General features: G+C 71.4%; 11 protein-coding genes. 7 read left to right on the top strand and 4 right to left on the bottom strand.

The window, feature by feature from the left end; all coding sequences use genetic code 11:
* Positions 1-89 precede the first annotated feature (89 nt).
* Positions 90-722 carry a LuxR C-terminal-related transcriptional regulator gene (locus tag ACFYY7_RS22905; RefSeq protein ID WP_388664217.1) on the bottom strand — a complete coding sequence of 211 codons (633 nt, stop codon included), beginning with the start codon at positions 720-722 and terminating at the stop codon, positions 90-92.
* Positions 722-1942, bottom strand: coding sequence for a sensor histidine kinase (locus tag ACFYY7_RS22900; RefSeq protein ID WP_388663959.1), 1221 nt, complete (start codon positions 1940-1942; stop codon positions 722-724). Before ACFYY7_RS22900 ends, ACFYY7_RS22905 begins: the two co-directional genes overlap by 1 nt.
* Positions 1943-2051: 109 nt before the next feature.
* Here ACFYY7_RS22900 and ACFYY7_RS22895 point away from each other — a divergent pair, with 109 nt between their 5' ends.
* The 3 genes from ACFYY7_RS22895 to ACFYY7_RS22885 all read left to right on the top strand — a co-directional run bounded on the left by ACFYY7_RS22895 (position 2052) and on the right by ACFYY7_RS22885 (position 5925).
* Complete coding sequence (locus tag ACFYY7_RS22895) at positions 2052-2819, top strand: ABC transporter ATP-binding protein (protein ID WP_388663957.1); 768 nt, start codon at positions 2052-2054, stop codon at positions 2817-2819.
* On the top strand, positions 2819-5188 hold the full coding sequence (locus ACFYY7_RS22890; protein ID WP_388663955.1) for an FtsX-like permease family protein: 2370 nt from the start codon (positions 2819-2821) through the stop codon (positions 5186-5188). Before ACFYY7_RS22895 ends, ACFYY7_RS22890 begins: the two co-directional genes overlap by 1 nt.
* 230 nt (positions 5189-5418) lie before the next feature.
* Positions 5419-5925, top strand: coding sequence for a DUF1772 domain-containing protein (locus ACFYY7_RS22885; protein WP_388663953.1), 507 nt, complete (start codon positions 5419-5421; stop codon positions 5923-5925).
* Positions 5926-5989: 64 nt separating this feature from the next.
* Here ACFYY7_RS22885 and ACFYY7_RS22880 read toward each other — a convergent pair whose 3' ends face one another.
* Together ACFYY7_RS22880 and ACFYY7_RS22875 are read right to left on the bottom strand one after the other, a co-directional pair.
* Positions 5990-7597: an isocitrate lyase/phosphoenolpyruvate mutase family protein gene (locus tag ACFYY7_RS22880; RefSeq protein ID WP_388663951.1), complete on the bottom strand. Its 1608-nt coding sequence runs from the start codon at positions 7595-7597 to the stop codon at positions 5990-5992.
* Between the two features lie 203 nt (positions 7598-7800).
* Positions 7801-7992, bottom strand: coding sequence for a hypothetical protein (locus tag ACFYY7_RS22875; protein WP_388663949.1), 192 nt, complete (start codon positions 7990-7992; stop codon positions 7801-7803).
* A gap of 79 nt (positions 7993-8071) precedes the next feature.
* Between ACFYY7_RS22875 and ACFYY7_RS22870 the strand changes: the two genes are divergently transcribed.
* The 4 genes from ACFYY7_RS22870 (at position 8072) to ACFYY7_RS22855 (ending at position 13442) form a co-directional block, all read left to right on the top strand.
* The gene (locus tag ACFYY7_RS22870; RefSeq protein ID WP_388663947.1) at positions 8072-8461 is read left to right on the top strand and encodes a hypothetical protein; all 390 of its coding nucleotides are present in this window, start codon (positions 8072-8074) and stop codon (positions 8459-8461) included.
* 139 nt (positions 8462-8600) lie between these two features.
* Positions 8601-9722, top strand: a complete 1122-nt coding sequence (locus ACFYY7_RS22865; RefSeq protein WP_388663945.1) for a PLP-dependent cysteine synthase family protein — start codon at positions 8601-8603, stop codon at positions 9720-9722.
* Entirely contained in the window at positions 9719-11002 is a 1284-nt protein-coding gene (locus tag ACFYY7_RS22860; protein WP_388663943.1) for an MFS transporter, read from the top strand. Before ACFYY7_RS22865 ends, ACFYY7_RS22860 begins: the two co-directional genes overlap by 4 nt.
* A 379-nt stretch (positions 11003-11381) precedes the next feature.
* Positions 11382-13442 carry a PA14 domain-containing protein gene (locus tag ACFYY7_RS22855; RefSeq protein ID WP_388663941.1) on the top strand — a complete coding sequence of 687 codons (2061 nt, stop codon included), beginning with the start codon at positions 11382-11384 and terminating at the stop codon, positions 13440-13442.
* The last annotated feature ends 29 nt before the right edge of the window (positions 13443-13471 follow it).

The following is a 13471-nucleotide window of genomic DNA, read 5'->3' as shown; positions in this document are numbered from 1 at the left end:
ACGTCCTCCGATCGCGAGTTGCCGCGTACGTGCCACGCGCATTCCGCCGACCGCCGGGACGGGGGCAGCCTGGGGAGGACGGGACCCTGTCAGGCCCGCAGGTAGGCGAGCACCGCCAGCACCCGCCGGTGCCCCTCGGTGGCCACCGGCAGGTCCAGCTTGGAGAAGATGTTGCCGATGTGCTTGTTCACGGCGGCATCGCTGATGAACAGCTCGGCCGCGATGGCGGAATTGGTGCGGCCCTGGGCGACCAGACCGAGCACCTCGCGCTCCCGGGGGCTCAGCCTCTCCAGGGGGTCCTTCCGCAGCCGCACGAGCTGCTGGATCACCTCCGGGTCCACCACCGTGCCGCCGATGGCGATCCGGTCGACGGCGGCCGTGAAATCGGCCACCGCGGCCACCCGCTCCTTGAGCAGATAGCCGACCCCGGCCCCACCGCCGGAGTCCAGCAGGCCCAGCGCGTACGAGCGTTCCACGTACTGACTGAGCACCAGTACCGGCAAACCGGGGAATTCTTCACGGAGTTGCACGGCAGCCCTCAGGCCGTCGTCGCTCAGCGTCGGCGGCATCCGTACGTCGGTGACGATCAGATCGGGCCGCTCGGTGCGCACGGCCGCGACCAGGGCGTCGGAGTCACCTACCGCCGCCACCACTTCGTGCCCGACCCGCTGCAACAGCCCGACCAGGCCTTCGCGCAACAACACGGCGTCCTCTGCCACGATCAGGCGTAGCGACACGGAACCTCCACATGCAACAGGGTGGGACCACCGACCGGACTCGACACCCGCATACGGCCGTCGAGTGCCTTGACCCGGTCGGCCAGCCCGGTCACGCCGCTGCCCGCTTCCGTGTCCACGCCGCCGCGGCCGTCGTCCGTGATGTCGAAGATCAACAGATCGGCATGGTATCGACCGCGCACCTCCGCCTTCGCGGCCCCGCTGTGTCTGGCGATATTGGTCATCGCCTCGTTGAGGAGGTAGTACATGGTCGTCTCCACCTTCCTGGGCAGCTCCTCGGGCAGCCGAAGGTCCACCGTGACCGGGATCGGGAACCGGGCGGCGTAGTCCTCGATCGCCGCGACGAGCCCGTGATCGGCCAGCACCGGCGGATTGAGCCCCCGGATCAGAGCCCGCAACTCCTGGTGAGCGGAGGAGAGTTGCTTCTCCGCCTGGGTCAGCAGCTCGGACTGCGGGGAATCCGGCGGGGTGTCCAGGCGCAGCATCCCGAGGGTCATTCCCAGCGACACCAGCCGCTGCTGCGCCCCGTCGTGCAGATCGCGTTCGATCCGTACCCGCTCTGCGTCGAAGGAGTCCAGCAGACGGACCTGCGAGGCACGCACCTCGCGCAGCTCCTCCCCGAGCTCCCGGTCGCGCGGGGCCAGGAAGGTACGCGCCATGGCGGCGCGCGCACCCGCCCACGAGGTCACCGTGTACGGCGAGGCCAGCAGCACGATCACGCCGAAGACCGCCCAGGGCCAGGTCTCGCCGTCCAGCGAGCCGAAGAAGACGGCCGGCAGCCCGAAGCAGAAGCCCAGCACCATCAGATCCAGCCACCACAGCGCGGCCGTCGAGATCAGCGTGAACATCAGCTCCCGCCAGGTCACCTGCTCCTTGAGCCGGGTGGCCACCCACGCCTTGGTCCCGCGCGCGTCCGGGCGCCGGTGCGGGTCCGGCAACCGGTCGAGGTCCACCAGCCGGAGCCGGTGGCGCTCCGCCGTGGCCACCACCGTGGAGGCCAGCACCAGACCCACCAGGGGGGCGATCCCGATCAGCACCACCAGCAGCGCGACACCCACCGCCAGACCGGCGGCGAAGATCGCCACCGCCGCCGTCCCGAACAGGACGCCGCTGCCGAGATAGGCCAGGGACCTCCAGGGCCAGCTCGACGTCAGAAAGCTCATGGGGCGCTGAGCCATGGCCTGCCAGGCCGTTGTGGGACGCATGCGGCCACCGTAGCCCGGCAGTTCGGGCTTCCGAGGTAGAGCCTGCACTACCTCGGAAGTAGAGAGTGGATCAGTGCCCGGCCCCTTTCTCGTGCAGTGAGATCGACGCATGACGACAACGAGGCGAACCTCCGTACAGGACGCGGTCGAACTCCACGGCGTGCGCAAGGTCCACGGCAGCGGCGACCACGCGGTGACCGCGCTGGACGGCATCTCCATGGGCTTCTCCCGCGGTACCTTCACCGCGATCATGGGCCCCTCCGGCTCCGGGAAGTCCACCCTGCTGCAGTGCGCGGCCGGACTGGAGCGGCCGACCGACGGACAGATCGTTCTCGCGGGAGTCGACATCGGCAAGCAGAACGAGAAACAGCGCACCGAGCTCCGCCGCAAGCACATCGGCTTCGTCTTCCAGGCCTTCAACCTCGTCGAGTCGCTGACCGCGGCCCAGAACGTGGAACTTCCCTCCCGGTTCGCCGGCCGCAAGGCCGAGCCCGAGCAGGTCGCGAACGCGCTCGCCTCGGTCGGTCTGACCGAGCGCGCGAACCACCGGCCCAGCCGGCTCTCCGGCGGCCAGCAGCAGCGCGTGGCCCTCGCACGGGCCCTGGTCACCCGCCCCGACGTCCTCTTCGCGGACGAGCCCACCGGTGCCCTGGACACCGTCACCTCCCGCGAGGTGCTGCGGATGATGCGGATGCTGGTCGACCGGGAGGGCCAGACCACCCTGATGGTCACCCACGACCCGGTGGCGGCTTCCGCGGCCGACGTCGTCGTCTTCATCAAGGACGGCCGGATCGCCGACCGGATCCCGCTGGACAGGGACCCGCAGAGCGACAACGCCGCTGTGATCGCCGCTCACATGGCCCGGCTGGAGGCGTGATGCTGATCATCGCGAACGTACGGGAACGCTGGGCAGGCTTCCTCGGAGCCTTCCTCGCCGTCCTGGTCGGCGTGGGCCTCATCACCACCACCCTGGTCATCCACGACTCCTCCCGCCCCACCACCCAGCCCCGCTACACCGACGCCGCCGCCCTGGCCCTGCCCGAGCAGGCCCTCGACACGGACAGCAGCCCCGAGGACCGGATCGCGTGGAGCCCGGCCGAGGCCGCACCGGTCCAGGCCGAGCTGGCCGCGGTCCCCGGGGTCGCCGCCGTCGTGGTGGACCGCTCCTTCTACGCCCAGGCACTCCGCGGCGACAGGCCCGTCGCCGACGAGGGCGCCGCAGAGGCCGGCCACGGCTGGGAAAGTACCCGGATGGCGCCCTACCGGCTGGTCTCCGGCCGGGCCCCGAGCGGGGACCGCGAGGTCGTCGTCGACCGCGCCCTGGGCGTGGCAGTGGGCAGCGAGCTCACCGTCAACATCACCGAGGGCCGCACTCCGTTCACCGTCGTCGGCACCGTCGACGGCCCCGGCTACTACTTCAGCGAGGCATTCGCCGCCGAGCAGCAGCCCGGCGTCGGCGCCCTCGCGCTGATCGCGGGCAAGGGGGCGTCCACCGCCGCCATCGCCTCCGGCGCACGACAGGCCCTCGGCGACAGGGGCACGGTCGTCTCCGGCGACGCCCGCTCCGAACTCCAGCCCCGATACATCGAGCACAAGCGCTCCCTGGGCGTCCAGCTCATCGGCGCCATGGCTGTCCTCGGCCTGTTCACCACGGTCTTCGTCGTCGCCTCGATGCTGGTCCTGTCGACCGGCATGCGCCGCCGGGAGATCGGCCTGCTGCGCACCATCGGCGCCGCACCCGGCCAGATCCGCCGCATGATCCTCGGCGAGGCCGCCGTGGTCGGCCTGCTCGGTTCGATCGCCGGCTGTCTGGCCGGCATCGCCGCCGCCCCGCTGTTGCACGACATCCTCGAGGGACTGGACGTCACCCCGCCGGGCATGGAGGTCACCGTGGCCGCCTGGCCGCTGCTCACCGCCTCCGCGGTCGGTATCGGCGTCAGCGTCATCGGTGCCTGGGCCGCCGGCCGCAAGGCCGCGAAGGTCGCCCCGATCGAGGCCCTGCTCGACAGCCGACCCGCCGACAACGGTATGGGGCGAGGCCGTTGGATCACCGGACTGTCCGTCCTCGGCCTGGGCACCGTCCTCGCCATCGCCACCGCCACCACCGGCGCCGACAACCGCATCAGCACGGCGCTCTTCGCGACCATGACGCTCATCGTCGCAGCCGCCCTGCTGGCCCCGGCCCTCGTCGGCCCCGTCGGCCGGTGCCTGACCGCACCCTTCCGGAAACGCGGCTCGGCCGCTGCCCTCCTGATCCGCTCCGAACTCACCGCCAACCCCCGCCGCGCCGCCTCCCTGGTGGCCCCCGTGATCGCCGCAGTCGGCTTCGCGGTCCTGCTCAGCGGAGCGGTGGAGACGATGCGGGTGGCCTACCCGGCAGGCGAGGCCCTGAAGGTCGCCGGCCAGACGATCGTCACCTCCGACGGCACCCCCGGCAACACCGACGAGGTCGTCGCCGCCAACCCGGTCGGCAAGGCAGCCCTGCCGACCCGCGCCTTCGTCGGTGAGAAGCGGACCGTCCTGGACGTGCTCGGCACCCGTGACGCCCGGTGGAACGGACCGGGCGAGGCCGTCCTCGGCCGGCGCACCGCATCCGACCTGGGCTTGAAGCGGGGCCAGAGCGTCCCGGTCCGGTTCGCCGACGGTGCGGGCGTCGACCTGAGGATCAGCGAGGTCCTGCCCGACGACCCGGCCCGCGGTGACTTCGTGGTCGCCCGCGACCTGGTCCGGGCCCACGACCCGGCCGCGCTCACCGACGACATCTTCGTCCCGGCTGGCAGCAAGGCCTCCGCCGAAGTCCCAGGCACCGCCCTGCACGATGCCATGCGGTACGCCCTCGACGACTACAACACCGACGCCGAGCTCACCGACAGCCTGGCCGCCATGCTCATCGCCATCGCCGTCGGCTACAGCGTGATCGCCGTCGCCAACAGCATGGCCATGGCGGCCCACGGCCGTCGCCGCGACTACGCGGTGATGAAGTCCGCCGGCGGCACCGTCCGCCAGCTCCTCGAGCTGGCCGCCGGCGAGACCGCCCTGCTGGTGGCCGTCGGGGCCGGCCTCGGTGTCCTGGTGACGCTGCCCCCGCTGGCGGCAATGGCCTCCGGTCTCTCCCAGGCCACTTCGTCCGACGTCGGCCTGCACCTGAACACCGGAGCCATCACCATGGCGATCACCGGCACCCTGGCCGCGGCAGTCCTGACGGGGGTGATGGTCACCGGGAAGACGCTGAGGAAGTCCGCTTGAGGGCTGTCCCACCAGGGATTACGGGACAGTGCCCGGCGGCCGCGGAGCAACCTTGCCGGTCAGCCGGTCGCCCCCATCAACGTGTGGCTGCACCCAACACGGCCGCAGTTGCTCGACCCCTGCGATCAGGTACTTCGTGCCGGCCCGGGGCAAGAGCCGCTCACGCGTCACACCCGCGTGGAGCGTGACCGTCGACGGCCAAATCGTCCGACCACACCCTCGTCGAGGCGATGCGGAGCATCAACAAGGCCATCCTCAACCCGGTCTTCATGCTCCCGTTCATGGGCACGATCCCTCTCCTCGCTCTCGCCGTCGTGCTGGCCTGGCGCGGCCACGGCCGCCCCGTGCTGCCCTGGCTGATCGCCGCACTGGTCCTCTACCTGGTGGCCTTCATGGTCACCAGCGGCGTCAACGTCCCTCTCAACGACCAACTTGCGCGCGCCGGCGACCCCGGCCATGTCGGGCAACTTGCGGAGATCCGCGCGGACTTCGAGAGCAAGTGGGTCCGCTGGAACATCGTCCGCGCGCTCCTGCACACGGCGGCGTTCGCCTGCCTGGCCTGGGCGCTGCTGGTGTACGGCGCGCATCGGTTTCACGAGAACGAGAGCAAACACACCGACGCGTCCGCGCGGATTCCTGCTCCGGCATTCCACTCCGGGTACCCGCAGACCGCGCAACGTCCACGGCAAGTCCAGCCCCCACTGCGCCCCGCTCACTTCCCCCGCACTCGACCCTGACGCCGGGGGTGCCGGGTCGGCGGCGACTGATCGCAGCCGGGCGCCGGCTCCAGGCGCTGAGGCATCACATGGATCTGCGCGGCATCCCGGCAGGCGCCCCCATCGCCTGTACCTCCGGGTAAGAGGGGGCCGCAAGTTCTGTCGGCAGGCCGTCGCGGACGGCGGTCGCAGTGGTCACGGCCGCCGCCAGGGCGTTGCGGTAGAGCAGGGAGCCGAGACTGATCCTGCGCACGCCCAGCGCGGCCAGTTCGGCGAAGGCGGGTCCGGTCGGTGTGTACAGGATGTTCAGCGGGACGGTGAGAGCTGCCGTAAGGGCGGCGATCCTGTCCGGATCCGACAGCCCCGGCACGAATACCCCGTCAGCGCCGGCCTGTTCGTACACCGCGAGGCGTGGCTCGGTCTCTTCCTCCTGGCGTCCGAGCCAGTAGGTGTCGGTGCGGGCGTTCACGAACAGCTCGGGCACGGCGGACTTGACCGCGGCGATCTTCGCGGCGTGCAGTTCCACGGCGGCGAGGGTGCCGGCCGGGCGCCCGTCTTCGAGGTTGATCCCCGAGGCGCCCACGTCGTACAGCCTTCTGGCCAGCTCGGCCACCTTCTCCGGGTCATCGCTGAAACCCCCTTCGATATCGACGTTGAACAGGAAGGAACCCTGTCCGAGCCGGCGGGCCAGAGCCAAGGTCTCCTCGACGGTCGCCGCCGCCCCGTCCGGCAGGCCGGCGGCCGCGGCGACGCCGAGGCTCGTGGTGCCGATCGCCGGGAAGCCCTGCGCCGCCAGAATGGCCGCGGAGGCGTAGTCCCAGGCATTGGGGAGCAGCAGCGGGGTCACCTGGTCGTGCAGACGCGCGAAGGCGGTCCGCGGGCGCTGGAGCAGGCCGTCGGCCATGGCCAGTGCGTGAGCCCGGCCGGGGCAGACCCGCGGTGGTGCGCCGAAGGTGAGGGGCAGGGGGTGCGTACGGTTGGCAGTCGCAAGGTCCAGGAGCACCGCATCGCCCTCGCCGATCTCTCGTCCGGCGACCCGGGTGGCACGGGCGGCGACCCGGCGCATGGCCGGTACCGGCGGAACTTCCCGGAGTATCCGGGCCAGCGGTACGTCGCTGCCGGCCGCGTTCTCCACCAGCGCGGCCGTCGCCGCGCAGGCCTGTACCAGCAGCCCGATGCGGTTGGCGGCGGTCTCCAGAGCGGCTTCATCCGTGGGCACTGGCGCCAGTTGCGCCACCAGCCGGGCCACTGCCCCGTCCTCGTCCGGGGTCGCGTCCGCGGCTCCGAAATAGGCCCCGGCCACCACGGTCACCGCCTCCGCGGCCGCCCCGGGATCCGGCATCCCCAGAGACTCGGCAAGGGTACGCACCACCCGCACCCGGACCTCCCCTCCGGGCCTTGCCGCAACCGCCCGCCGTAGTGCGGCGGGCTCCAGCCGGGCCAGTTCGGCCTCCACCAGAGCCCGCCGTCGCCGGTGGGACTCACCGGAGCTGAACCGGGCCACGGTGGCACGCAACCACGCGACGCCGACCCCTGCCGGACCACTGCCCGAAGCCTGATTACTGCCCGAAGCCGGACCACCCTCCGCAGCCGGACCGCCGCCCGAAGCCGGCAGCTCCGGGACGAGCGCCGGGTCGGCAAGCGCCGCCGAAATATCCGCATAGCGGTCGAACACATGCGTCGTGTGCGTCATGGCTCCGACGCTAGGTCAGGAACGGTTCGGCATCTGCCGAATCGTTCCTGCGCCGGCGTGACCTCATGCCCCGCCCGCCGAGACCGCCGGCCTGTTCGCCGACCGCACCCGGGCCGCCTCCTGCCGGGCGCCGCGCGACGGCCACCCCGGATCGACATCGAACGCCCTCACGGGTCGTCGGGCGGGGCGGCCCATGGGTGGGCTCAGCCGATCAGGGTCGGATCGTGTGTGAACGTGGCGGAGCGCAGACCCTCGGTGACGTCGAAGGTCTTCTCGGTGAACCAGGCGCGGCCCTCGAAGGCCGCCGCGTCGAACTCCCGCCCGGCCCGGCCCCCGCCGCCCTGGCCGTCGCGCGCATCGAGTTCCCGACGGCTGACCCGCGCAACACACCCCACGCGATATGACTTTGAGTGTCCGTCAGGATACTTTGAGTGCATGATCGGTGCGGCGTCGTTCCCCCCGGCGCCTCGCCGCATGCGGGACAGTGGCGTCCTCGTCGTGCTCCTCTGGGTGGCCTTCCACCTGATGGGCTGCGTCCACAGCCACGGTCCGGCGTTCGACAGTCCGCACTATCCGATGAGCACGGCCTACACCGTTGCCGCCCCCGTGGCCGCACTCGGCGGCGGGCCCACGGTCTCTGCCCCGGAGCGGGCGCCGTGCTGCCCGGACACCGGTGATCACACGGTGGACCGGGTCCGCAGCGACGCACCGCCCGTACCCTCGCCGGGCGGCGCGCCGACCGTGCATGCCCTGCCGTGCGGCCCCGACGCGGCTCTGGCCGGGGCGGGGGGCGCCCGTGCTCCGGGAGACGGCACCCTCGGCGGACGCGGTGTCCTCACGGCCTTGTGCGTGGCACGGACCTGAGAGGCCCCGCACGGCCGCCCTGCCTCACTCCGTCCGGCACCTCCGGGCGGGTCCCGGTCGGCCGTGTGTCCGCGCCCTGACCCGCCGATACCCCACGCCGGCTGCCGCAGGCCTGGGGTGAGGAGCCGTGACACCCTCCATGAACACCTCCCTGTACGCCAACGCCCCTCTGTACGCCCCTGCCCCCGCTTCCGCCCGCGGCCCGTCCGATCTGGTCGGCCACACCCCGGTGCTCTGGGTGGGCGAACCGTTCGCCCCTTCCGGGCGCGGCTTCTGGGCCAAGCTCGAAGGCGCCAATCCCGGCGGGATCAAGGACCGTCCGGGCCTGCACATGGTCGCCAGCGCCCGCGAACGTGGTGACCTGGCCGACGGCGCGGCCATCGTCGAGTCCTCCAGCGGCACCCTGGGCCTGGGGCTGGCCCTGGCCGGGATCACCTTCGGCCACCCGGTGACCGTGGTCACCGACCCGGGCCTGGAGCCCGCGATCCGCCGGGCCTTGACCGCGTACGGCGCCCGCGTCGAACTCGTCACCACCGCACACCCGGTGGGCGGCTGGCAACAGGCGCGGCGCGAGAGGACGGCCGACCTGCTCGCCCGGCACCCCGGGGCCTGGTGCCCGGACCAGTACAGCAACCCCGACAACGTCGCCGCCTACACCCCGCTGGCCGCAGAACTGATCGCCCAACTGGGCCGCATCGACGTCCTGGTCGCCTCCGTCGGCACCGGCGGCCACTCCGCAGGCATCTCCGCCGCCCTGCGCCGGACCTTCCCCGACCTGGACCTGATCGGGGTGGACTCGACCGGGTCGTCGATCTTCGGGCAGCCCGCCGGGCAGCGCCTGATGCGCGGACTGGGCTCCAGCATCCACCCGGGCAACGTCGCCTACGACGCGTTCACCGAGGTCCACTGGGTCGCCCCCGCCGAAGCCGTCCGGGCCTGCCGTACCCTGGCCCGCAGCCACTACGCCTCCGGCGGCTGGAGCGTGGGCGCGGTCGCACTGGTCGCCGGATGGGTTGCCCGTACCCGGCCCGCCGGAACCCGCATCGCCGCGATCTTCCCCGACGGCCCCCACCGCTACCTCGACACCATCTACAACGACGGCTGGTGCCACGGCCACCACCTGCTCGACGCACCCATGCCGACCGGGCCGGAAGAGATCAAGGAACCCGGCGAACGGACAGTGACGTCCTGGACCCGCTGCACCACGGTCACCGACCCCGCTCCGGCCGCCGCCCGCACCGCCCTGGCGGGTGCGCGGTGAGGCGGCTGCGCACCCAGATGCGCTCCTTCACCCCAAGCATCCAGCTGCTGATGGTCAACCAGTTCGGCATCAACCTCGGCTTCTACATGCTTATGCCCTACCTCGCCGACCACCTCGCCCACGGCCTCGGCCTCGCGGCGTGGGCGGTCGGTCTGGTGCTGGGCGTACGCAACCTCTCCCAGCAGGGCATGTTCTGGCTCGGCGGCACCCTCGCCGACCGGATCGGCTACAAGCCGGTGATCCTCGCCGGCTGCGCCCTGCGCACGGGCGCGTTCGCGCTGCTGGCCTTCGCCGACACCTTGCCCGCCCTGGTCACGGCCGCCGCCGCCACGGGACTTGCCGGAGCCCTGTTCAACCCCGCGGTCCGCGCGTACATCGCAGAGGGAGCCGGGGAGCGCCGGGTCGAGGCGTTCTCCTGCTTCAACGTCTTCTACCAGGCGGGCATCCTGCTCGGTCCGCTCGCCGGACTCGCCCTGCTCGCCCTTGACTTCCGCGTGGTGTGCGCGGTCTCCGCGGCCGTGTTCGCAACTCTGGCGCTCGTGCAGGCCCGCGCCCTGCCCGCCCGCCGCCCCGCCGCGGAATCACAGAGCGAGGCGGGATGGCGGGGGATCGCCGCGGACTGGCGGACGATTCTGCGCAACCGTCCCTTCATGCTGTTCTCCGCCGCGATGGCCGGCTCCTACCTGCTGGCTTTCCAGACCTACCTCGCCCTGCCCCTGCAGGCCCGCACCCTCTTCGGCGATGGCAGCGGTACCGCGATGGGCGGGGTATTCGCCGTCTCCGCCCTGGTCGCGGTCGCCGGCCAGCTGAGGCTGACCGACCGGGCCAGGAAACGCCTGGACGCCCCGAAGGCCATCGCGGTCGGACTGGCGGTCATGGGGGCGGCGTTCCTGCCGCTGCTCCCCGGGCCCCACCGCCCCGCTCACGGGTTCGCCGCGCTGCTCGGGCTCGCCGGGCTGGTGGCGTGCGCGGCGCTCCTGGCAGCGGGTTCCGCACTGCTGTACCCGTTCGAGATGGACACGCTCGTCCGGCTCTCGGGTGAACGCCTGGTCGCCACGTACTACGGCGCCTACAGCACCGTGGCCGGCATCGCCGTGGCCGGCGGCAATCTCGCCGTGGGCGCGCTGTTCGACCTCGCCGCCCGCACAGATGCCCCGTGGCTGCCCTGGACAGCCCTGACCGCACTCGGGATCGGGTGCGCCGCGGCCCTGACCGGACTCCGCCGTACCGGTCATCTGCGACCCGCGATGCCTGCGGCGGCGGTACCTGCCACGGCGTGAGACCAGTGGCCGGGTGAGCGCCTCATGCGGCATCAGGGGAACATGACGAAGCCCTTCCCCGGTGGAGGGGAAGGGCTTCGTGAGCGAGCGCTGGGCAGGCCTTGCACCTGCATTTCCCCACGGGAAGCGGGGCGTCTTTCCTTGGACCACCAACGCATTGTCAGCCGCCGCGAGTCGCGGCGAACTTCCAAGATCAACTATAGCGCATGCGGGCCGGGGTCGCCCATCGGTCGTTATGTGAAGGTATGCCGGGATACCTGGCCGGAGTCGGATTTCCGGGCCGGAGTCGGATTCCTGGGCCTACAACCAAGCGCGTTCCTCGCGAGTCTTGATCTCGGCGGTCATGTCCCGCCATAGATGATCAAGAACGAAGGAATGCATGAACCGACCCAGAGGCACGACGGCCGCCACTGCCGGCGCCGTCGTGCTCGCCACCGCGGGCGGCCTGCTCACGGCAGCCCACTCTGCCTCCGCCGCCGCCGTGACCTGCGCATCGCCCGTCTTCAAGCGGACGTTCTACGCGAACACCACCTTCTCCGGGACCCCCAAGGGAACGGACTGCGACTCCGCGATCGACCAGAACTGGGGCACGGGCGCACCCGGCTACAAGGGCATGCCCGCCAACGATTTCGGCGTCCGCTGGTCCGTGACCCGTGACTTCGGCTCCGGCGGACCCTTCACGTTCGATGCCTCCTCCCGCGACGGCATCCGGGTCTACCTCGACGGCATCCGCAAGGTCGACCTGTGGAAGAACGTCGCCACCACCGTGTCCAAGACCGTCAACGTGACCATCCCGTCGGGCAAGCACAGTCTCCGCGTCGACTTCGTCAACTGGACCGGCGCCGCCAACGTCAAGTTCGCCTATAATCCCCGCACATCGGCGACCGTCGACAAGGTCAAGCCGCTCGTCCCGACCGGGACCACCGTCACCTACAGCACGGCGACCACGTCCACGAAGATCAGCTGGGCCAGGAACAAGGAGATGGACCTCGCCGGGTACCGCGTGTACCGGCGGCTGAAGGGCGCTTCCTACCCCGCGAAGCCGATCGCGACCACGACGTCCACCTCGTACACCGACACGACCGTCCCTAAGGACGGCAATGTCTACTACTACGAGGTGCGCGCCTACGACAAGGCCGGCAACGCCTCCTCGGGCACCGCCGACCTCGGCATCACCACCCTCGACCAGACCGCCCCCGCCGCCCCGAAGGGTGTCGAGGACAACTGGGCGATGGGCCATCCGGACAAGATCACCCTCTACTGGGACAGCAACACGGAGTCCGACCTCGCCGGCTACCGCGTGTACCGCTCGACGTCCGCTCCGGTCGCCCTCACCCCCGAGAACCTGCTGAACGGCGACAAGCTCTCGGCCGGTGGATACAGCGGGCCCCTGCCGCAGACCGGCGACGTCTACTACTACGTCGTCACCGCCGTCGACACGCACGGCCACGAGTCGGCGGCCTCGGGCACGGCGATGTACTACACCCGTGATCTGACGGGCCCGGTGGACACAGCCCTCAACGCGCGGGGCGCGGAGAGCGAGGCAGGCGTCACGCTGACCTGGGACGCCTCCGAGCGGACCAGCGACGACTTCGCGGGCTACTCGGTCATCCGGTCGCGCCAGCCGCGCGGTGTCGCCGGGGCCCAGCGCGAGGAGGTCGGCAAGGGGGTGAAGGGCACCCGCTTCACCGACGCCGCCCCGCCGCCCGGCGTCACGTACTACTACGGGGTGGTCGCCGTGGACCACGCGAGAAACGGGGGCGTTCCGTCCGAGGAGATCGCCGTCACGGTCGCCGGCAACACGACCGCCCCCGCCGCGGTCACCGGCGTGACCGCGGCTCCGAAGGAGAACGGTGTCACCCTCTCCTGGAACGCGAGCGAGGAGCCCGGCCTCGACCACTACCGCGTGCTGCGCGGAACCCTCCTCGACGGGAAGTGGACGTACGTCCCGGTGCAGGACTCCTGGACCCTGCGGCCGCGGGAGATCAAGGGGACGGCGTTCCACGACGCGGTACCGGCCGACGGGCAGCAGGTGCGTTACGCCGTTGTCGCCGTCGATCAGTACGGCAACCAGCTCACCCCGGACACCGGAGCGACCGTCACCGACGTTACCGAGCTGGACCTCCGCCCGACCGCCCCGCCCGCGACCGGCGCACCACTCGCGAACCTCAGCACCTACCCGCCGGGCGGGCTCACATGGGCCCTCTCCAGCGCCACGAACGAACACGGCAGCGCGGTCTCCGGCTTCAACATCTACCGCTGGAACCCGCGGACCAGGACGTTCGACCTGATCGGCACCGAGCCCGAGGACAACTCCAGCAGCGGATCCTGGTTCGACGGCACCCGGCCGACCGCCACCACGGTGTACTACCGCGTCACGGTCCTCTACGCGGACGGCAGCGAGTCGGGCGCGACCGAAACCGTGGCCGTGACCGACTGAGCGCGCTCGGTCGGTCACGACGAGATCCG

Source organism: Streptomyces sp. NPDC001933, from assembly GCF_042890955.1.
Lineage (GTDB): Bacteria > Actinomycetota > Actinomycetes > Streptomycetales > Streptomycetaceae > Streptomyces.
Note: the sequence above shows the minus strand (reverse complement) of the source record. Positions and strands in the feature narration are given on the sequence as shown.